The organism is Streptomyces sp. NPDC037203, assembly GCF_055605065.1.
In genome coordinates this window covers 506,809-525,559 of record NZ_JBVJUC010000002.1, presented here as the reverse complement: position 1 = coordinate 525,559, position 18,751 = coordinate 506,809, and the positions used below count along the sequence as shown (strand labels likewise).

Annotated in this window: 16 protein-coding genes; 10 read left to right on the top strand and 6 right to left on the bottom strand. The window is 71.8% G+C overall.

What is annotated here, in order from left to right; genetic code table 11:
• Nucleotides 1-13: 13 nt before the first annotated feature.
• A complete protein-coding gene (locus ACZ7EC_RS06820) occupies nucleotides 14-1,369 on the top strand; it encodes an MGH1-like glycoside hydrolase domain-containing protein (RefSeq protein ID WP_471058897.1) in 1,356 nt (451 codons plus the stop codon).
• A 124-nt stretch (nucleotides 1,370-1,493) separates the two neighbouring features.
• Entirely contained in the window at nucleotides 1,494-3,434 is a 1,941-nt protein-coding gene (locus ACZ7EC_RS06815; protein WP_471058895.1) for an amylo-alpha-1,6-glucosidase, read from the top strand.
• 75 nt (nucleotides 3,435-3,509) lie between these two features.
• On the opposite strand, the gene dusB is transcribed toward ACZ7EC_RS06815, so the two are convergent.
• Nucleotides 3,510-4,640: a tRNA dihydrouridine synthase DusB gene (gene dusB, locus ACZ7EC_RS06810; RefSeq protein WP_471058893.1), complete on the bottom strand. Its 1,131-nt coding sequence runs from the start codon at nucleotides 4,638-4,640 to the stop codon at nucleotides 3,510-3,512.
• A gap of 167 nt (nucleotides 4,641-4,807) precedes the next feature.
• Between dusB and ACZ7EC_RS06805 the strand changes: the two genes are divergently transcribed.
• Nucleotides 4,808-6,259, top strand: coding sequence for an MFS transporter (locus ACZ7EC_RS06805; protein ID WP_471058891.1), 1,452 nt, complete (start codon nucleotides 4,808-4,810; stop codon nucleotides 6,257-6,259).
• 72 nt (nucleotides 6,260-6,331) lie between these two features.
• Here ACZ7EC_RS06805 and ACZ7EC_RS06800 read toward each other — a convergent pair whose 3' ends face one another.
• Complete coding sequence (locus ACZ7EC_RS06800; RefSeq protein ID WP_471058889.1) at nucleotides 6,332-7,702, bottom strand: S53 family peptidase; 1,371 nt, start codon at nucleotides 7,700-7,702, stop codon at nucleotides 6,332-6,334.
• Nucleotides 7,703-7,836: 134 nt separating this feature from the next.
• The gene (locus tag ACZ7EC_RS06795) at nucleotides 7,837-8,730 is read right to left on the bottom strand and encodes a helix-turn-helix transcriptional regulator (RefSeq protein WP_471058887.1); all 894 of its coding nucleotides are present in this window, start codon (nucleotides 8,728-8,730) and stop codon (nucleotides 7,837-7,839) included.
• A gap of 102 nt (nucleotides 8,731-8,832) precedes the next feature.
• On the opposite strand from ACZ7EC_RS06795, the gene ACZ7EC_RS06790 reads away from it, so the two are divergent.
• Together ACZ7EC_RS06790 and ACZ7EC_RS06785 are read left to right on the top strand one after the other, a co-directional pair.
• On the top strand, nucleotides 8,833-10,263 hold the full coding sequence (locus ACZ7EC_RS06790) for an MFS transporter (RefSeq protein WP_471058885.1): 1,431 nt from the start codon (nucleotides 8,833-8,835) through the stop codon (nucleotides 10,261-10,263).
• 223 nt (nucleotides 10,264-10,486) lie between these two features.
• Nucleotides 10,487-11,020, top strand: a complete 534-nt coding sequence (locus tag ACZ7EC_RS06785) for a hypothetical protein (RefSeq protein ID WP_471058883.1) — start codon at nucleotides 10,487-10,489, stop codon at nucleotides 11,018-11,020.
• Between the two features lie 46 nt (nucleotides 11,021-11,066).
• Here ACZ7EC_RS06785 and ACZ7EC_RS06780 read toward each other — a convergent pair whose 3' ends face one another.
• Both ACZ7EC_RS06780 and ACZ7EC_RS06775 read right to left on the bottom strand, forming a co-directional pair.
• Nucleotides 11,067-11,654: a TetR/AcrR family transcriptional regulator gene (locus ACZ7EC_RS06780; protein WP_471058881.1), complete on the bottom strand. Its 588-nt coding sequence runs from the start codon at nucleotides 11,652-11,654 to the stop codon at nucleotides 11,067-11,069.
• A 25-nt stretch (nucleotides 11,655-11,679) separates the two neighbouring features.
• The gene (locus tag ACZ7EC_RS06775) at nucleotides 11,680-12,696 is read right to left on the bottom strand and encodes an aldo/keto reductase (RefSeq protein WP_471058879.1); all 1,017 of its coding nucleotides are present in this window, start codon (nucleotides 12,694-12,696) and stop codon (nucleotides 11,680-11,682) included.
• Nucleotides 12,697-12,888: 192 nt separating this feature from the next.
• On the opposite strand from ACZ7EC_RS06775, the gene ACZ7EC_RS06770 reads away from it, so the two are divergent.
• A complete protein-coding gene (locus ACZ7EC_RS06770; protein WP_471058877.1) occupies nucleotides 12,889-13,935 on the top strand; it encodes a chitinase in 1,047 nt (348 codons plus the stop codon).
• 111 nt (nucleotides 13,936-14,046) lie between these two features.
• Here ACZ7EC_RS06770 and ACZ7EC_RS06765 read toward each other — a convergent pair whose 3' ends face one another.
• Nucleotides 14,047-15,429, bottom strand: coding sequence for a glycine--tRNA ligase (locus ACZ7EC_RS06765; protein ID WP_471058875.1), 1,383 nt, complete (start codon nucleotides 15,427-15,429; stop codon nucleotides 14,047-14,049).
• 171 nt (nucleotides 15,430-15,600) lie between these two features.
• Between ACZ7EC_RS06765 and ACZ7EC_RS06760 the strand changes: the two genes are divergently transcribed.
• The 4 genes from ACZ7EC_RS06760 (at nucleotide 15,601) to ACZ7EC_RS06745 (ending at nucleotide 18,719) form a co-directional block, all read left to right on the top strand.
• Nucleotides 15,601-16,560, top strand: coding sequence for a metal ABC transporter substrate-binding protein (locus ACZ7EC_RS06760; protein WP_471058873.1), 960 nt, complete (start codon nucleotides 15,601-15,603; stop codon nucleotides 16,558-16,560).
• A gap of 11 nt (nucleotides 16,561-16,571) precedes the next feature.
• The gene (locus ACZ7EC_RS06755; RefSeq protein ID WP_471058871.1) at nucleotides 16,572-17,345 is read left to right on the top strand and encodes a metal ABC transporter ATP-binding protein; all 774 of its coding nucleotides are present in this window, start codon (nucleotides 16,572-16,574) and stop codon (nucleotides 17,343-17,345) included.
• Nucleotides 17,345-18,247, top strand: a complete 903-nt coding sequence (locus ACZ7EC_RS06750; RefSeq protein ID WP_471058869.1) for a metal ABC transporter permease — start codon at nucleotides 17,345-17,347, stop codon at nucleotides 18,245-18,247. The genes ACZ7EC_RS06755 and ACZ7EC_RS06750 overlap by 1 nt, the downstream gene beginning before the upstream one ends.
• A gap of 61 nt (nucleotides 18,248-18,308) precedes the next feature.
• Nucleotides 18,309-18,719 carry a Fur family transcriptional regulator gene (locus tag ACZ7EC_RS06745; RefSeq protein WP_471058867.1) on the top strand — a complete coding sequence of 137 codons (411 nt, stop codon included), beginning with the start codon at nucleotides 18,309-18,311 and terminating at the stop codon, nucleotides 18,717-18,719.
• Nucleotides 18,720-18,751 lie beyond the last annotated feature (32 nt).

Genomic DNA, 18,751 nt, shown 5'->3' with positions numbered 1-18,751 from the left:
GGGGGAGCCCCGAGTGGACCGCACCGCCCAACTCACCGCCCACGCGCTGTCGTACGCGCCACCGGACACCCTGCCGGTACGGGCCGCGCGGGTGCTGGACGCCAACTGGACGGGCGCCTCGACGGTCCCCTCCCGGAGCCTGTATCCGCACCAGTGGTCCTGGGACTCGGCGTTCATCGCGATCGGGCTGCGGCACCTGTCGCCGCTGCGCGCGCAGGGCGAGCTGGAGACGCTGCTGGCCGCCCAGTGGACGGACGGGCGCGTGCCGCACATCGTCTTCAACCCCTCCGTCCCGCTCGACGCCTACTTCCCCGGCCCCGACTTCTGGCGCTCCACCACCGCCGGACGCGCGGCGGGCGCCCCGCGCACGGTACAGACGTCCGGCATCGTGCAGCCACCGGTGCACGCGCTGGCGGCCTGGCTGGTGCACCGCGCCGATCCCGGACTCTCGCACGCCCGCGGCTTCCTGGCGCGGGTCTATCCGAGGCTGGCCGCCTGGCACCGCTATCTGCTGCGCCACCGGGACCTGGGCGGCGGCGGTCTGGTCTCCGTCGTCCACCCCTGGGAGCAGGGGATGGACAACAGCCCCTGCTGGGACGCGCCGCTCGCGCGGGTCACCCCGGCCCCGGCCCGCTCCTTCCGCCGGGCCGACCTGGACCACGGCGCGCCCGAGGACCGGCCGACGGATCTGGACTACGGGCGGTACGTACGGCTGGCCGTCGAGTACCGGGACGACCACTACGCGGACGGGAACGGGGAGTTCGCGGTGGAGGACCCGTCCTTCAACGCCCTGCTCATCGCCTCCGAGCACGCGCTCGCCCATATCGCCGCCGAGTTGGGCGCCGGTCCCGGCGCCCGGCACGCGCGGGCCGAACGGCTGACGTCGGCGCTGGTGGAGCGGCTGTGGAGCGCGGAGGCCGGGATGTTCCTGTGCCGGGACGTACGCGGCGGCGAACCGATCCCCGAGCGGAGTGTGTCGGGGCTGGTCCCGCTCCTTCTGCCCACGCTCCCGCGCGAGTTGGTCACCGCCCTCGTGCGCACCCTGACCGGTCCGCACTTCGGGCTCGGCGGCGCGACCCGGCTCGTGCCCAGTTACGACCTGCTCGGCGAGGCGTTCGATCCACACCGGTACTGGCGCGGCCCGGCCTGGTTCAACACCAGCTGGCTGGTGGAGCGGGGGCTGCGGCTGCACGGCGAGCGGGCGGCGGCCGACGCGCTGCGGGCGGCGTTCCTCACGCTGGCCGAGGCGACCGGCTTCGCCGAGTACGTCGACCCGTACACCGGCGAGGCGTGCGGCGCGACCGGCTTCGGCTGGACCGCCGCGCTCGCGCTCGATCTGCACCACAGGCTTCTCGACCGGCCCGCCTGACGGGCCACCCCCGCATAAAGGACGTCCCAAGCGACCTGCATAAAGAGCTCAAGCGCCCGTCGCGAGGCGTGTCCCACGCGGGCACCGGCACGTTCGACAGGAGTGACGAGGGAAGGGACCGGGGATGACCGACCGGCATCATCTGCTCGTGCACGGGGCGACGTTCGCCGCCGTGGGCGATCGGGGCGACATCAGCGGGGTCCGGGGCGGCGGCTCCCCGGACGGGTTGTTCGTGCGCGACGCCCGGCATCTCAGCCGCTGGCAGCTCACCGCGGACGGCGCGGTGCCCGAGGTGCTCACCCCGGTGGGGGACGGCGGCACCGCGCGCTGTGTGCTCGTACCGCGCGGGGCGCGTCCGGAGCCGCCCGCGCACACGCTCTTTCGTGAACAGGCGGTCGGCGACGGCTCGTTCGTGGAGACGGTACGGGTGACGAGCAATCGCCCGGTGCCGACGACCATCCGGCTGGCGATCACCGCGGACGTGGACTTCGCCGACCAGTTCGAGCTGCGCCCCGACCACCGCACGTACGTCAAGGCGGGCGCCCTGCGCTCGCGGACCGTGCTGGACGACGGGATCGAGTTCACGTACCGGCGCGCGGAATGGCGTTCGTGTACGACGATCACGGCCGATCCGGCACCGGACGCGGTGGAGGAGACGGGGACCGGTGCCCGCCGTCTGGTGTGGGCGCTGGAACTGCCCCCCTACGGCACGCGGGAGCTGGTCCTGCGGGTGATGGCGCGGCCGCACGGCGACCGGCGCGCGCTCCGGGTGCCGCGGGACCCGTCCGCCATGGCGGCCCAACTCGCCTCGGCCGAGGCCGAGTTCGTGGAGGGCGTGGCCTTCCCGACCGGTTGGCCGGAGCTGGCGGCGGCCTGTGCGCGGGGGCTCACGGATCTCGCGGCGCTCCAGATCCCGGCCGCCGGGCCCGACGGCGAGGAGCTGCGGGTGCCGGCCGGCGGAGCGCCCTGGTACCTGACCCTGCTCGCCCGTGACGCCCTGCTCACCTCCCTGTTCGCGCTCCCCTACCGCCCCCGCCCGGCCGCCGCGACGCTCCTCGCGCTGGCCGCGACCCAGGCGACCGGCGCCAAGGGCACGCGGGGCGCCGAGCCGGGGAAGATCGTGCACGAGGTACGGCACGGGGAGCTGGCGCACTTCGGGCAGGTGCCGTACGCGCGGTACTACGGCTCGGTCGACGCGACCCCGCTCTTTCTCGTGCTGCTCGGCGCGTACACCGAGCAGACCGGCGATCCGGCGCCGGCCCGCCGTCTGGAGCCGCACGCGCGGGCCGCGGTCGGCTGGATGCTGGACCACGGCGGGCTGACCTCGCGCGGCTATCTCGTCTACCGCGCCGACGAGGGCGGTCTCGCGAACCAGAACTGGAAGGACTCGCCCGGCGCGATCTGCCGCGCCGACGGCAGCCGGCCGAGCGGGGCGGTGATGGCGGCGGGCGCGCAGGGCTATGCGTACGACGCGCTGCGGCGCACGGCGTGGGTGGCGCGGACGGTGTGGGCCGACGAGACGTACGCGGCGCTGCTGGAGCAGGCGGCGGCCGATCTGCGCGACCGCTTCCAGCGGGACTTCTGGATGCGGGAGGCGTCCTTCCCGGCGCTGGCGCTGGACGGCGAGGGCCGCCGGATCGACGCGCTGGCCTCCGACGCGGGGCATCTGCTGTGGACCGGTCTGCTGGACAAGGAGTACGGCGAGGTGGTGGGCCGGCGGCTGCTGGAACCCGACTTCTTCTCCGGCTGGGGGGTGCGCACGCTCGCCTCCGGCCAGCCCGCCTACCATCCCCTGTCCCCGCACCGCGGCTCGGTCTGGCCCCACGACAACGCGCTGATCGCGCTTGGCCTGGCGCGCTACGGCCTGCACGACGAGGCCCGCGCGGTGGCGGGCGCGCTGGTCGACGCCGCCGGGCACTCCCCCGCCCGCCGTCTCCCCGAGGTGCTGGCCGGCTATCCGCGGGCCACCCACCCGGAACCGGTCCCCTATCCCCACGCCTGCACCCGTGAAGCCCGCTCCGCGGCGGCCCCGCTGGCGCTGCTGACGGCGGTGGGGGGCGCGTAGCGGTACGGGGCCTCCTTCCGGCGCGGGGCCGGTGCCCGCGGTCGCGGGGCCCCGCACCACGTCCCGCTCGAAGGGTCAGCCGCCCGAGGTGTCCAGTTCGGCGTCCTCGGTCACGCCCGCGCAGTCGTACGGGTCCTTCAGCCAGCCGTCCGGCAGGACCACGCGGTTGTTGCCGGAGGTGCGCCCACGGGGACCGTCGGCGCCGGCGGGCCAGGGCTGGGAGAGGTCGAGTTCGTCGAGGCCGGCGCGGAGTTCGGCAAGGGAGGAGGTGATCGCGAGGCGCCCCCGCATCTCGGAGCCGACCGCGAAGCCCTTCAGGTACCAGGCGACGTGCTTGCGGAAGTCGATCACGCCCTTGGACTCGTCGCCGAGCCACTCTCCGAGCAGTCGGGCGTGCCGGACCATGACGTCGGCCACCTCCCGCAGCGCGGGACGGTGGAAGTCGGCGCGCCCCTCGAACGCGGCGACCAGATCGGCGAACAGCCAGGGGCGGCCCAGGCAGCCGCGGCCCACGACCACGCCGTCGCACCCGGTCTCGCGGACCATCCGCAGCGCGTCCTGTGCCGACCAGATGTCCCCGTTGCCGAGCACGGGGATCTCCGGCACATGCTCCTTCAGCCGCGCGATGGCGGACCAGTCGGCGGTGCCGCCGTAGTGCTGCGCCGCCGTACGGCCGTGCAGCGCGATCGCCGTCACGCCCTCCTCGACGGCGATCCGGCCGGCGTCGAGGTAGGTCATGTGATCGTCGTCGATGCCCTTGCGCATCTTCATCGTCACGGGCAGGTCCCCCGCCCCGGACACCGCCTCGCGCAGGATCGCCCGCAGCAGGTTCCGCTTGTACGGCAGCGCCGAGCCGCCGCCCTTGCGGGTCACCTTGGGGACGGGGCAGCCGAAGTTCAGGTCGATGTGATCGGCCAGGTCCTCTTCCACGATCATGCGGACGGCCTTGCCGACGGTCGCGGGGTCCACGCCGTACAGCTGGATCGAACGGGGCGTCTCGCTCGCGTCGAACCTGATCAGCTGCATGGTCTTCTCGTTGCGCTCGACCAGCGCCCGCGTCGTGATCATCTCGCTGACGAACAGGCCCTTGCCCCCGCTGAACTCCCGGCACAGCGTGCGGAAGGGCGCGTTCGTGATCCCCGCCATGGGTGCGAGCACGACGGGCGGAGTCACGGTGTGCGGGCCGATGGAAAGCGGGTGGGTCATCAGACGGCTCCGGGACGGATGTACAACGGAAGGGACAGCTCGGGGCGAGCACCCATTGTCCCCCACCGGCCGCGTACGGGACGACCCCGCCCGCGCCGGGGCCCGCCGGTGCCCGTGTAACGGTCATTAGTTAGACGCACTATTGAAATCGGCGTACGATGACGCGCATGCCAGAGTTGAGTCCCCGCAGGCGCATGCTCGTGCTCGCGATCTGCTGCATGAGCCTGCTGATCGTGAGCCTGGACAACACCGTGCTGAACGTGGCGCTGCCCTCGATGCAGCGCGATCTGCACGCCACCACCTCCGGTCTGCAGTGGACCATCGACGCCTACACCCTGGTCCTGGCCTCGCTGCTGATGCTGGCCGGGTCCACCGCCGACCGGATCGGCCGCAAGCGCGTCTTCATGGCCGGCCTCGTGGTGTTCACCATCGGCTCGGTGCTGTGCTCGCTCGCCCCCAGCCTGTCCCTGCTCGTCGTCTTCCGCATGGTCCAGGCGGTCGGCGGCTCGATGCTCAACCCGGTCGCCATGTCGATCATCACCAACACCTTCACCGACGCCCGCGAGCGCGCCCGCGCCATCGGCGTCTGGGGCGCGGTGGTCGGCATATCCATGGCCCTCGGTCCGCTGGTCGGCGGCCTGCTGGTGCAGTCCGTGAGTTGGCGCGCGATCTTCTGGATCAACCTCCCGATCGGCCTCGCCGCCCTGCTGCTCACCCTGCGCTTCGTCCCGGAGTCCCGCGCTCCCAGGGGCCGCCGCCCCGACCCGGTGGGCCAGGTCCTGGTGATCGCCCTGTTCGGCGCGCTGACGTACGGGATCATCCAGGCGCCCGACTCCGGCCTCGCCTCGGTCGCGCCGTACTTCGCGATCGCCCTCGTCGCTCTGGGCGCCCTGCTGTGGTACGAGCCCCGGCGTGACGAACCCCTCATCGACCTGCGCTTCTTCCGCTCCGCGCCGTTCAGCGGGGCGACCGTGATCGCGATCAGCGCCTTCGCCGCGCTCGGCGGCTTCCTGTTCATGTCGACGCTGTACCTCCAGAACGTGCGCGGCCTCGACGCCCTGCACGCGGGCCTGTGGATGCTCCCCATGGCCGCGCCGACCTTCTTGTGCGCCCCGCTGTCCGGCCGGCTGGTCGGCACCCGCGGGCCCCGGCTGCCGCTGCTGATCGCCGGTACGGCGATGACCGTCAGCGGCATCCTGTTCGCGCTGTTCGAGGCCGAGACCTCGGACGTCACCCTGTTCCTCGGCTACGTCCTGTTCGGCATCGGCTTCGGCTTCGTCAACGCGCCGATCACCAACACGGCGGTCTCGGGCATGCCCCGCGCCCAGGCCGGGGTCGCCGCCGCCGTCGCCTCCACCAGCCGGCAGCTCGGCTCCACCCTCGGCGTCGCGGTGATCGGCGCGGTCCTCGCCTCCGGCATCGGCGCGACGTCGTACCGCGCCACCTTCGTGGACGCCGCCCGCCCCGGCTGGTGGATCCTCACCGCCTGCGGCCTCTCGGTGCTCGCCCTGGGCCTGCTCACCAGCGGCCGCTGGGCCCGGCGTACGGCCGAGCGCGCGGCGGAGCGGCTGGAGACCGCGGAGATCCGCCAGGCGGTGGGCGCCGGCAGCCGCGGCTGAGCCCAAGCGGACGGCGCGGGAGCCGGTCCGGGTGCCGTACCCGGACCGGCTCCCGCGCATGCGTCCGCTTCCTCAGCGGCGGGCGGCCTTCGCCAGCGACTTGACGAAGCCCGGCGCGTCCAGCGTGCCGACGCCGGTGGCCATGTCGTAGCCGTTGACGGCCTTGTAGCCGGTCACGCCGCCGTACGTGTTGTCCGTGCCGTCGTTGACGTCCACGACGCCGGTGCCCTTGTGCTTGGCGAGGCTGTAGAGCGCGCCGTTGATGTCCCCGAGGCGGTGTCCGGCGACCTGGTCGGCGAGCGCCACGATGCCCGAGAACAGCGGGCTGGACTCGCTGGTGCCGCCGTAGACGTCCCAGCCGACGGCCGTCGGGTCGTAGCTGGAGTACACCCAGGCGCCGCCGTCGACGGCGGCGGACATCGAGATGTCCGGGGTGCCGCGGTGGTTGCCGACGACCTTCTTCACGCCGTTCTGGAAGGCGGGCCGGGAGAACACGTGGGAGATGCCGCCGCCGCCCGCGCCGTGGTCGTTGTAGACGCTGTCGGGGCTGACGCGGTGGCCCTTCTCGTCGAGGTGCAGCTGGGTGCCGCCGACCGAGGTGACCAGCGGGTCGGACGAGGGCCAGGAGTTGACCTGCTGCTTGTAGTCGGCCGAGCCGTCCAGGACGCTGCCGGTGGGGCCGTCGTCGCCGGAGGAGCCGAGGACGGTCACGTGCTTGCGGGCCGCGTCCTTGAACGCGTACCGCAGGTTCTGGATGCTGGAGAAGTCGCCCTTCCCGAAGCCCGGAAAGGTGTTCTCGGTCGCGCTGAAGCTCTGCGTGATGACATCGCCGACCCCGTGGTCGATCAGCGACTTCTCGGCGCTCATCATCTCGGGCAGACCGGTGACGCCCTCGGTCTCGGCGACCCCGGTCTCCACCAGCACGATCTTCGCGCCCGGCGCCACGGCGTGCGCCATCTCGACGTCCAGGGTGGTCTCGCCGGCCCAGCCCGTCATGTCGCCGTTCTTCGGGTCGAAGGGGGGCACCTTGCCCCACTTGACGACCGAGACCTTGGTGCTCGGCATGCCGAACTGCTTGCTGTACACGTCCAGGTCGTGCTGGATCGTCGGGGAGCCGAACGAGTCGACGATGACGATCGTGCGCCCCTTGCCCGTCACACCCTTGCGGTACAGCGGGTTCAGGTTGTACGCGGTGCGGTACTGGAGCGGGGTGTAGCAGTTGATGTGCCACTTGGCCTGGCACTGCGCGATGGAGATCGGGCTGGCCACGTCGTGGGCGAGGGTGTGCCCGGCGACGGCCGGGGCCGCGAAGGTGTGCGGCACGGCGGCGGGGGTCGCGGTGGCGACACCCACGGGGGCGGCGGTCGCCAGCGCGGCGGCGACGAGAGCGGCAGCGCCCGTGGTGGCGGCCGCGATGCCTCGCCCGGTACGGGATATGTGCATGAAATCCCCTGAGTGGTCTGGTGTCGACCGAAGTGGTCTCGCGCATCCCATCGAGCGAGTCATGCACAGGACAACCCTATTGAGCTGAGATTTCGAATCTTTTACCGAAACCGCACCGGCACCCGGCGGATTGATCAACTCCCCTGCGCGGGCACCGCCTGCGCCAGCCGGTGCAGCCGCTCCAGGCGCTCGCGCGTCTCCTCGTTGCCCGGCGTGTACATCACCACCCGGCTGCCCGTCTCGGGGGCCAGCCACAGATCCGTGTGCTCCACCGTCAGCAGCCCGACATGGGGGTTGAGGTACTCCTTGGTCTTGGAGCGGTAGCCGGCCACCTCGTACCGCTCCCAGTTCCGCCGGAACTCGGGCGACTCCTTGAGCCGCTTCAGGAGCATCTTCCAGGCGGGCTCGCCGAGATGACCGGCGAGGGCCGCGCGCAGCCGGGCGGTCATCAGCCGCTGGGTCTCCTCCAGGTGTACGACCGCGGACCGCCAGTCCTCGTTGAAGTAGGCGAGCAGTATGCAGTTGCGGTCCTCGGGCGGCAGCGCGTCCATGTCGCACAGGAGCAGGCCGTAGGCGCGGTTGTAGGCGACGACGTCGTACCGGCTGTTCTGCACCGCGGCCGGAATCGGCCCGAGCCGGTCCAGCATCTCGCGGACGGCCGGCGTCACACTCGGACAACTCGCGGCCGGCATGGGGTCGTTGGCCCCGGCCAGCTGGAACAGGTGGGCGCGCTCGCTGGCGTCGAGCCGCAGGGTGCGCGCGAGGGCGTCCAGCACCTGTACGGAGACCTGGATGGGACGGGCCTGTTCGAGCCACGTGTACCAGGTGACACCGACCGCGGACAGGTGGGCCACCTCCTCGCGGCGCAGCCCCGGCGTACGACGGCGCGGACCGCGCGGCAGACCGACCTCCTCGGGGCTGATGCGCTCGCGGCGGTTGCGCAGGAACGCGGCCAGTTCGTGCCGCCGGATCTCCGCGCCGCCGGCGGCGCCTCCCGACCGGGGCGCGGTGGTCGTCATCGTGGCCATGCGCTCCAGAATGCCGCGCCGGTGAGCCTGTTTCCAGGTACTCCTGATACCAGGATGAGGACACTCTGGTACCCGGCTGGGCCGCACCGCAGGCTCGATGTCATGAGTGAGACCGTCACCGTCCACGCCGTCCGCCGGGCGCCCGCCGCAGCGCCCGTGCTCGGCGGCCCCGGACTGTTCACCGTTCTGCTGGCCGCGGCGCTGCCGCTGGTCGACTTCTTCATCGTCAACGTCGCCCTGCCGACCATGGGCACCGATCTGGGCGCCGGCGAGGCCGTGCTGGAGCTGGTGGTCGCGGGCTACGGCGTCGCCTACGCCGTGCTGCTGGTGCTCGGCGGCCGGCTCGGGGACCTGTTCGGGCGCCGCCGGCTGTTCCTCGGCGGCATGGCGGCCTTCGGGCTGACCTCCCTGGCCTGCGGGCTGGCGCCCGACGCGTGGAGCCTGGTGGCCGCGCGGGTGGCCCAGGGCGCGGCGGCGGCCGCGATGCTGCCGCAGGTGCTCGCCACCATCCAGTCCGCCACGCAGGGCGCGCGCCGCGCCAAGGCGATGAGCCTGTACGGCGCCACGGCCGGCCTGTCCATGGTGGCCGGGCAGGTGCTCGGCGGGGTCCTGGTCGCCGCCGACATCGCCGGGAGCGGCTGGCGGTCGGTGTTCCTCGTCAACGTGCCGGTGGTCGCGGTGGGCCTGGTGCTGGCCGTACGGCTCGTACCCGAGACCCGTTCGCAGCACCCGGAACCCGTCGACGGCCCCGGCACCGCGCTGCTCGCGGTGTCCCTGCTGACGCTGCTCGCGCCGCTGACCGAGGGCCGGGCGGCGGGCTGGCCGCTGTGGACGTGGCTGTCGCTGGCCGCGTTCCCGGGCGCGGCGGCCGGGTTCTGGCTGGTGGAGCGGCGGGCGGACCGGGCGGGGCGCACCCCCCTGGTGCCGCCGAGCCTGCTGCGCCTCACCTCGCTGCGGCGCGGGCTGGTGCTGATCGTGCCGTTCTCGGTCGGCTTCAGCGGGTTCATGTTCGTGATCGCGCTGGCCCTCCAGCAGGGCGCGGGTCTGGGTCCGGTGCCGGCGGGGCTCGCGCTCGCGCCGATGGCCGTGGTGTTCCTCTTCGTGTCGCTCGCGGGCCCGCGGCTGATGGGCCGGTTCGGCACACGGGTGATACCGGTCGGATCGGCCGTGCAGGGCGTCGGGGTGCTGCTGATCGCGGCAGCCGTCTGGCGGGACTGGCCGCAGGTGAGCGTGGCCGCGCTGCTGCCGGGAATGGCGGTGGCCGGAGCCGGTCAGGCGCTCCAACTCCCCAATGTGATGCGGCTGGTGCTGTCCGAGGTGCCGGCGGCTCGGGCCGGTGTGGGCGGTGGGGTGCTGGTCACCACGCAGCAGTCGGGACTGGCGCTCGGGGTGGCCACGCTGGGGACGCTGTTCCTCACGCTCGTGCCGCATGTGGGGATGCGGGAGGCGCTGATCGTCACGCTGCTCGCGCAGGTGGCCGGGATCGTGCTGACCGGGGTGCTGGGGGTCCGGCTGCCGCGGAGGGTGGGCTGAGCGGGTGCCTCCGGCACGGGCGCTGGTCCGGGTGGTCGTGGTCGGGCGCGGGTGGGCAAGAGCCGTAACGGGGGTTCCGGAAATTGCCGTATACCGCGGTTGACCTGCACTTTCACGGGTTCGGAAGTCCGGTTACACAGCGCTTCGAGTGGCCGACGGAGCGAAGTCGGGTCAGCCTGGGAAACGTCCGATCGAGCGAACGATCGAGCGACAGGAGAGAACCATGACTTCCGCACTCCGCCACCACCGCTACGGCCGCGCTCTGGGCGCCGGTGTACTGTCCGTGGCGCTGCTCTCCGGCGGTACGGCCGGAGCCTTCGCCGCGACCAGCACCCCCAGCCCCAAGGCCACCGCGACCAAGGGCATGCCGACCAGGAAGCCGATGCCCAAGCGCACGGCGACGATGAAGCCGAAACCGATGCCCACGCGCTCGGCGACCAAGAAGGCGATGCCGAAGGCCGCGGCGGCGACGACCGCGGCGGGCTCCATCACCCTCTCGACCGCCCACAAGACCGTCCGGCACGGCGAGTCCGTCGCCTTCGTCGGTCGCGTCACGGGCGTGAAGGCCGGCACCACGCTGGTCCTCCAGCACCGGACGAACGGCAAGTGGACCACGCTGCGGACCACGGCCGTCGTCAACCGCAACGGCACCTTCACCATCCGCCGGGCGTTCACCGCCAAGGGCAACGAGACGGTGCGCGTGGTGACCAAGGACGGCAAGGTCGTGTCCTCGCCGGTCAGCGTGAAGGTCAGCTGACGGCCCGAGGCCGGCGGACGGCTCGGGGCCGGCTGGCCCCAGGCCGTCAGCGAAGACCCCGCACCACCAGGTCCACGACGGCCGTGAACTCCTCGCCGACGCCGGGCAGGGCCCACTCCCTGGCATAACAGGGATCGTGGAACCGGCCGGTGGCGTGGAAGACGGCTCGGGCCGCGGCGGCCGGGTCGGACACCGAGAAGGTGCCCGACCCGGCCCCTTGCGCGATGACCTCCGTCAGCTGCGCGGTCAGCTCGGCTATGTGCTCGCCGACGACCGCGCCGTTCTCGTCCGTCAGCACGGTGTACGTGGCGAACAGCTCCGGGTCGTCGCCCGCCTTGTGCCGCTTGGCCTCGAACAGCGCGGCCAGCCACTCCCGCAGCCGGGTCTCCGGGTCCCGCTCGCGCGCGGCGGCGATCTCGGCGAGCTTCCGGGAGGTCCGGTCCAGCCAGCGCTTGGTGACCGCCTCGCGCAGCGCGGCCTTGGTACGGAAGTGCCGGTAGACACTGCCGTGGCTGACGCCGAGGGCGCGGGCCACGTCCACCACGGTGGCCTTGGCCGGGCCGTGCCGGCGCAGCACCTCCTCGGTCGCCTCCAGGATGCGCTCGGCGGTCAGGATCTCGCTGGTCGATGCCATGCCTAGACCGTACCCGGCATCCGGATCAGCGCTCGCTGTCCAGGTGTGCCATCTGCGCGCTCGGGTAGCGGTCGCCGGCCGCCGCGTCCGCCGGCACGGCCTCCTCGATCGCCGCCAGGTCGGCCGCGTCCAGGGTCACCTCCAGGGCGCCGAGCGACTCGGCCAGCCGCTCGCGGGTGCGGGCGCCGACCAGTGGCACGATGTCCTCGCCGCGGGAGAGCACCCAGGCGATGGCGGTCTGCGCCACGGTGGCGCCCTTGCGCTCGGCGATCTCGCGCAGGGCGTCGACCAGGTTCAGGTTGTGCTGGAGGTTCTCGCCCTGGAAGCGGGGCGAGTGGGCGCGGAAGTCGCTCGCGGAGAGCTGCCGGTCGCGGGTGAAGTGGCCGGAGATCAGGCCGCGGGACAGGACGCCGTACGCGGTGATGCCGATGCCCAGTTCACGGGTGGTCGGCAGGATCTCCCGCTCGATGCCCCGCGAGATGAGCGAGTACTCGATCTGCAGGTCGGAGACGGGGGCGGTGGCGGCGGCCCGGCGGATCGTCTCGGCGCCGACCTCGCTGAGGCCGACGTGGCGGACGTACCCCTTCTCGATCAGTTCGGCGACGGCACCGACAGTCTCCTCGATCGGGACGTCCGGGTCGAGGCGGGCGATCCGGTAGACGTCGATGTGGTCGACGCCGAGGCGCTGGAGGGAGTAGGCGGCGAAGTTCTTCACGGCGGCGGGCCGGCCGTCGTAGCCGCTCCAGTTGCCCTCCGGGTCACGCAGGGCGCCGAACTTCACGCTGACCAGGGCCTGTTCGCGCCGGGCGGCGGGCGCGGTGCGCAGGGCCTCGCCGATCAGCATCTCGTTGTGCCCCATGGCGTAGAAGTCGCCGGTGTCGAGCAGGGTCACGCCCGCCTCCAGGGCGGCGTGGATGGTCGCGATGGACTCGGCGCGGTCGGCCGCTCCGTACAGCGCGGACATGCCCATGCAGCCGAGGCCGAGGGCGGAGACCCGCGGGCCGGTGGTGCCGAGGTTTCGGGTGTGCGGTGTCGTCGTCATGGATCCAGCATGGCATGACAGATGACAGATTTCAATATCTGTCATTCCATACTTGCCATTCAGTGGCGGCGCGGCGGCACCGAGAGCCCCGGCTTGGTCCAGACCTCTTGACGAAAGGTCTGGACCAACAGCATGGTCATGCACAGGACACGCCCATCCGGTACCTCGCTGCACCCCCACCAGGAGGCCCGTATGCTCCGCCGCTCGCTGTCCCTGCTCGCCGCCGCCCTCGCGACCGCCTGCCTCACCCAGCTCCCCGCCGCGCAGCCCGCCTCGGCCGCCGACACCTGCGCGGTGCGGTCCCGCCCGGCAGGCAAGGTGCTCCAGGGCTACTGGGAGAACTGGGACGGCGCGGCCAACGGGGTCCACCCGCCCTTCGGCTGGACCCCGATCACCGACTCCCGCATCCCCGCGCACGGTTACAACGTCCTCGACGCGGCCTTCCCGGTGATCCGCTCCGACGGCACGGCGCTGTGGGAGGACGGCATGGACACGGGGGTGAAGGTGCCCACGCCCGCGGAGATGTGCGCGGCGAAGGCGTCCGGCGAGACGATCCTGCTCTCCATCGGGGGCGCGGCGGCCGGTATCGACCTCAACTCCACCGCGGTCGCGGACAGGTTCGTCTCGACCGTCGTACCGATCCTGAAGCGGTACAACTTCGACGGCATCGACATCGACATCGAGACCGGCCTGACGGGCAGCGGGAACATCGGCCAACTGTCCACGTCCCAGGCCAACCTGGTCCGCATCATCGACGGCATCCTCGCGCAGATGCCGGCCGGCTTCGGGCTGACGATGGCCCCGGAGACGGCGTACGTCACCGGCGGCAGCGTCACCTACGGCTCGATCTGGGGCGCGTATCTGCCGATCATCAAGAAGTACGCGGACAACGGCCGCCTGTGGTGGCTGAACATGCAGTACTACAACGGCAGCATGTACGGCTGCTCCGGCGACTCCTACGAGGCCGGCACGGTGGCGGGCTTCACCGCCCAGACCGACTGCCTGAACAAGGGCCTGGTGGTGCAGGGCACGACCGTCCGGGTGCCCTACGACAAGCAGGTTCCGGGGCTGCCCGCCCAGCCGGGCGCGGGCGGCGGCTACATGTCCCCGTCCCTGGTCGCCCAGGCCTGGCGGCACTACGGCACCTCGCTGAAGGGCCTGATGGACTGGTCCCTCAACTGGGACGGCTCGAAGAACTGGACCTTCGGCGACAACGTCAGGGCACTGCAAGGGCGTTGACCCGGCGCCGACGCGAACGCGCCCGCCCACCGGCCGGCGGAAGCGGCTGGTGGGCGGGCGCGGGCCGGGCATCCGGGGGCCGGGCCCCCGGAACGGCGACGGCGGCGGGGGTCAGCAGCCCAGCAGGCGCTGCGCCAGGTACCCCTCGATCTGGTCGAGCGAGACCCGCTCCTGCTTCATCGTGTCGCGCTCGCGCACGGTGACCGCGTTGTCCTCGAGGGTGTCGAAGTCGACGGTCACGCAGAACGGCGTACCGATCTCGTCCTGGCGGCGGTAGCGGCGGCCGATGGCGCCCGCGTCGTCGAACTCGATGTTCCAGTTCTGCCGCAGCGCCTGCGCGAGGCCCTTGGCCTTCGGCGACAGCTCCGGGTTGCGGGACAGCGGCAGCACGGCCACCTTCACCGGGGCGAGACGGTGGTCGAGGCGCAGCACCGTACGCTTCTCCATCTTGCCCTTGGCGTTGGGCGCCTCGTCCTCGATGTACGCGTCGAGCAGGAAGGCCAGCATGGTGCGGCCGACACCCGCCGCCGGCTCGATGACGTACGGCGTCCAGCGCTCCCCGGCCTCCTGGTCGAAGTAGGAGAGGTCCTGGCCGGAGGCCTTGGAGTGCGCGCCGAGGTCGTAGTCGGTGCGGTTGGCGACGCCCTCCAGCTCGCCCCACTCACTGCCGCCGAACTGGAAGCGGTACTCGATGTCCGCGGTCCGCTTCGAGTAGTGGGAGAGCTTCTCCTTCGGGTGCTCGTACCAGCGCATGTTCTCGGTGCGCAGGCCGAGGCCCGTGTACCAGTTCCAGCGCTGCTCCATCCAGTATTCCTGCCACTGCTCGTCCTCGCCCGGCTTGACGAAGAACTCCATCTCCATCTGCTCGAACTCGCGGGTGCGGAAGATGAAGTTGCCCGGCGTGATCTCGTTGCGGAAGGACTTGCCCATCTGCGCGATGCCGAACGGCGGCTTGCGGCGCGAGGTGGTCTGCACCTGGGCGAAGTTGGTGAAGATGCCCTGGGCGGTCTCGGGGCGCAGGTAGGCGACCGAGCCGGAGTCCTGGGTCGGGCCGAGGTGCGTGGACAGCAGGCCGGAGAACTGCTTGGGCTCGGTGAACTGGCCCTTGTTGCCGCAGTTCGGGCAGTTGATGTCGGCCAGGCCGTTCGCCGGCGCGTGGCCCTTCTTCTCCTCGTAGGCCTCTTCGAGGTGGTCGGCACGGAACCGCTTGTGGCACGCGGTGCACTCGGTCAGCGGGTCCGTGAAGGTGGCGACGTGGCCGGACGCGACCCAGACCTCGGGGGCCAGGATGACGGACGAGTCGATACCGACCACGTCCTCGCGGGACGTCACCATGTAGCGCCACCACTGGCGCTTGATGTTCTCCTTGAGCTCGACACCCAGCGGTCCGTAGTCCCAGGCGGCACGCTGGCCGCCGTAGATCTCACTGCACGGGAAAACGAAGCCACGGCGCTTGCTCAGGCTGACGATGGTGTCGATCTTGTCGGCGGCCACGGTGCTCTCTTCATTACGACGACGGGCGTTGAAGCGAGATGCTTCCAGCGAATGCTTCAGGTTACCGGCGCAGGCTCCCCCACGACCAAATCGGCCCTGCCTACGGGCACCCCGAGGGCGCCCCGAGGGGGTTGTTGACAACGGTTTCCATTTTTGTTGAAAATGACTGTCATGAACATACGTGGACGTCTGATACCCGCAGCCGCACTGACCGCCGTCACCGCCCTCGGCCTCGGCACCCTCACCGGCTGCTCCGGCAGCGGCACGGCCGCGGCTCACGACGGCCGGCTCGACGTCATCGCGTCCTTCTATCCGATGTCCTTCCTCGCCGAGCGGATCGGCGGCGACCACGTCCACGTCACCAGTCTCACCACACCCGGCCAGGAGCCGCACGATCTGGAGATCAGCCCCAAGCAGATCGTCGCGATCGACGGCGCGGACGCCGTCCTCTACCTCAAGAACCTCCAGCCCTCCGTGGACGCCGCGGTCGCCCAGTCCTCGGTGAAGACGAAGATCGACGCCGCCTCCCTGACCACCCTGGAGTCGCACGGCAACGAGGTCGGCGGGCACGCGGCCGCGCACGACACCCGCGCGGGCGAGGAGTCCGCGGGCAAGGACCCGCACATCTGGCTCGACCCGGTGCGCTACGCCCGGGTCGCGCGCGGCGTCGGCAAGGCCCTGGAGAAGGCCGACCCGAAGCACGCGGCCGACTACCGGAAGAACACCGCCTCTCTGGTCGAGCAGCTGAACGAGCTGGACCAGCGCTTCCGCACCGGCCTCGCGCACACCCAGTCCAAGGTCTTCATCACCACCCACGCCGCCTTCGGCTACCTCGCCGAGCGCTACGGCCTCACCGAGGAGGCGATCAACGGCCTCGACCCGGACTCCGAGCCGAGCGTCGCGCGGGTGACCGACCTGGAACGCATGGCGAAGGCCGACCATGTCTCCACCGTCTTCTACGAGACGCTCGTCAGCGACAAGACCGCGAAGACCATCGCGCACGACGCGCACCTGAAGACCGACGTCCTCGACCCGATCGAGGGCATCACGGACAAGTCCCGCGGCACGGACTACTTCTCCGTCCAGAACGCCAACCTCAAGGCGCTCCAGCAGGCGCTGGGCGCGAAGTGACGGGAGACGTCGTGGAAACCAGCGAACCTGTCATATCCCTGCGCGGCGTGCGGGCCGACCTCGGCGCCCGCCCGGTCCTGCGCGGCATCGACCTCACGGTCCGGCGCGGCGAGGTCGTCGCGCTCCTCGGCGCCAACGGCTCCGGCAAGTCCACCGCGATCCGTACGATCATCGGCCAGGTACCGGTCGCCGGCGGGACCATCGAGCTGTTCGGCACCCCCCGGCGCGCCTTCCGCGACTGGGCCCGCGTGGGCTACGTGCCCCAGCGCACCACGGCCGCGGGCGGGGTCCCGGCGACGGTCACCGAGATCGTCTCCTCCGGCCGCCTGTCCCGCACCCGCTTCGGCCTCTTCCGCAAGGACGACCGGGACGCCGTACGCGCCGCCCTGGAGCAGGTCGGCATGGCGGATCGCGCGAAGGACTCGGTGAACGCCCTGTCCGGGGGCCAGCACCAGCGCGTCCTGATCGCCCGCGCGCTCGTCGCCCGCCCGGAACTGCTGATCATGGACGAGCCGATGGCCGGCGTCGACCTGGCCAGCCAGGAGATCCTCGCGCGGACGCTCGGCGAGCAGGTGGCGGCCGGTACGACGGTCCTCCTCGTCCTGCACGAACTGGGCGCCCTGGAACCGCTGATCGACCGCGCGGTCGTCCTGCGCGACGGCTGTGTCGTGCACGACGGACCCCCGCCGAGAGCAACCGGCCAGCACGCGCTGCCCGGCCACGACCACGTACACCCGCACACCTCCGCGGGCTCCGGACCGATCCGCACGGGATTGCTGAGCTGATGGACTTCCTCCACTACGCCCTCATGCAGCGGGCCCTGTTCGCCGCCGTCCTGGTCGGCATCACCGCCCCCGCCATCGGCATCTACCTGGTCCAGCGCCGCCAGGCCCTGATGGGCGACGGCATCGGGCACGTCGCCATGACCGGCGTCGGCCTCGGCTTCCTGCTGTCCACGTCCCCGGTCTGGATGGCGATGGCGGTCTCCGTCGTCGGCGCCCTGCTGATGGAGCTGATCCGCTGGTACAGCAAGACGCGCGGCGACATCGCGCTGGCCATGCTGTTCTACGGCGGCATGGCGGGCGGCGTGCTGTTCATCAACATGGCGCCGACCGGCTCCAACGCGAACCTCGGCACCTATCTCTTCGGTTCCCTGTCCACGGTCTCCCGGTCCGACGTCCTCACGATCTGCCTGCTGGCCGCGTTCGTGGTGCTGGTCACACTGGGCCTGCGCCGCCAACTGTTCGCGGTGAGCCAGGACGAGGAGTTCGCGCGGGTGACCGGCCTGCCGGTGCGCGCCCTGAACCTGCTGACGGCGGTCACGGCGGCGGTGACGGTGACGGTCGCCATGCGCATCGTCGGGCTGCTCCTGGTCTCCGCGCTGATGGTGGTGCCGGTGGCGGCCGCCCAGCAGCTCACCCGCAGCTTCGCCGCCACGTTCGCGATCGCGGTGGCGCTCGGCATCACGGTGACCGTCAGCGGCACGATCGCGTCGTTCTACCAGGACGTGCCGCCCGGCGCGACGATCGTCCTGCTCACCATCGCCGCGTTCGTCGCACTGACCGCGCTGGCCGCCCCGCTGGCCCGCCGACGCGCCCGCGCCGCCAGGGCGGCCGGGGCCGGCGGGGAACCGGCGGAATGCGTGATCCCGGCCGCGCGCGGCACGGGAGAGGAGATCAGCGCCTGACCGCCGGGGTGCCGGACTGGCACAATGGCCCGCGTCAGGGGTGAGACGTGAGGAGGCAGCAGTGACGACCGCTGGACCGCCCGTGAAGGGCCGCGCGACCCGTCAGCGGGCAGCAGTGGCGGCCGCGCTGGACGAGGTCGACGAGTTCCGCAGCGCGCAGGAGCTCCACGACATGCTCAAGCACAAGGGCGACTCCGTCGGGCTCACCACCGTCTACCGCACCCTCCAGTCCCTCGCGGACGCCGGCGAGGTCGACGTGCTGCGCACGTCCGAGGGCGAATCCGTCTACCGCCGCTGCTCCAGCGGCGAACACCACCACCACCTCGTCTGCCGCGGCTGCGGCAAGGCGGTGGAGGTGGAGGGCCCGGCGGTGGAGAAATGGGCGGAGGCGATCGCGGCGGAGCACGGGTACGTCAACGTGGCGCACACCGTGGAGATCTTCGGCACGTGCGCGGAGTGCGCGGGGCGCTAGGGCCTTTCTCCCGGATCAGGTCGGCTTGAGTT

What these genes read in the sequence shown, in the direction of transcription:
- ACZ7EC_RS06775 (WP_471058879.1), bottom strand. Translation starts at nt 12,696, where the DNA reads ATGACGACGACACCGCACACCCGAAACCTCGGCACCACCGGCCCGCGG.
- ACZ7EC_RS06750 (WP_471058869.1), top strand. Translation starts at nt 17,345, where the DNA reads ATGGACTTCCTCCACTACGCCCTCATGCAGCGGGCCCTGTTCGCCGCC.
- ACZ7EC_RS06790 (WP_471058885.1), top strand. Translation starts at nt 8,833, where the DNA reads ATGAGTGAGACCGTCACCGTCCACGCCGTCCGCCGGGCGCCCGCCGCA.
- ACZ7EC_RS06770 (WP_471058877.1), top strand. Translation starts at nt 12,889, where the DNA reads ATGCTCCGCCGCTCGCTGTCCCTGCTCGCCGCCGCCCTCGCGACCGCC.
- dusB (WP_471058893.1), bottom strand. Translation starts at nt 4,640, where the DNA reads ATGACCCACCCGCTTTCCATCGGCCCGCACACCGTGACTCCGCCCGTC.
- ACZ7EC_RS06800 (WP_471058889.1), bottom strand. Translation starts at nt 7,702, where the DNA reads ATGCACATATCCCGTACCGGGCGAGGCATCGCGGCCGCCACCACGGGC.
- ACZ7EC_RS06805 (WP_471058891.1), top strand. Translation starts at nt 4,808, where the DNA reads ATGCCAGAGTTGAGTCCCCGCAGGCGCATGCTCGTGCTCGCGATCTGC.
- ACZ7EC_RS06760 (WP_471058873.1), top strand. Translation starts at nt 15,601, where the DNA reads ATGAACATACGTGGACGTCTGATACCCGCAGCCGCACTGACCGCCGTC.
- ACZ7EC_RS06795 (WP_471058887.1), bottom strand. Translation starts at nt 8,730, where the DNA reads ATGGCCACGATGACGACCACCGCGCCCCGGTCGGGAGGCGCCGCCGGC.
- ACZ7EC_RS06815 (WP_471058895.1), top strand. Translation starts at nt 1,494, where the DNA reads ATGACCGACCGGCATCATCTGCTCGTGCACGGGGCGACGTTCGCCGCC.
- ACZ7EC_RS06780 (WP_471058881.1), bottom strand. Translation starts at nt 11,654, where the DNA reads ATGGCATCGACCAGCGAGATCCTGACCGCCGAGCGCATCCTGGAGGCG.
- ACZ7EC_RS06785 (WP_471058883.1), top strand. Translation starts at nt 10,487, where the DNA reads ATGACTTCCGCACTCCGCCACCACCGCTACGGCCGCGCTCTGGGCGCC.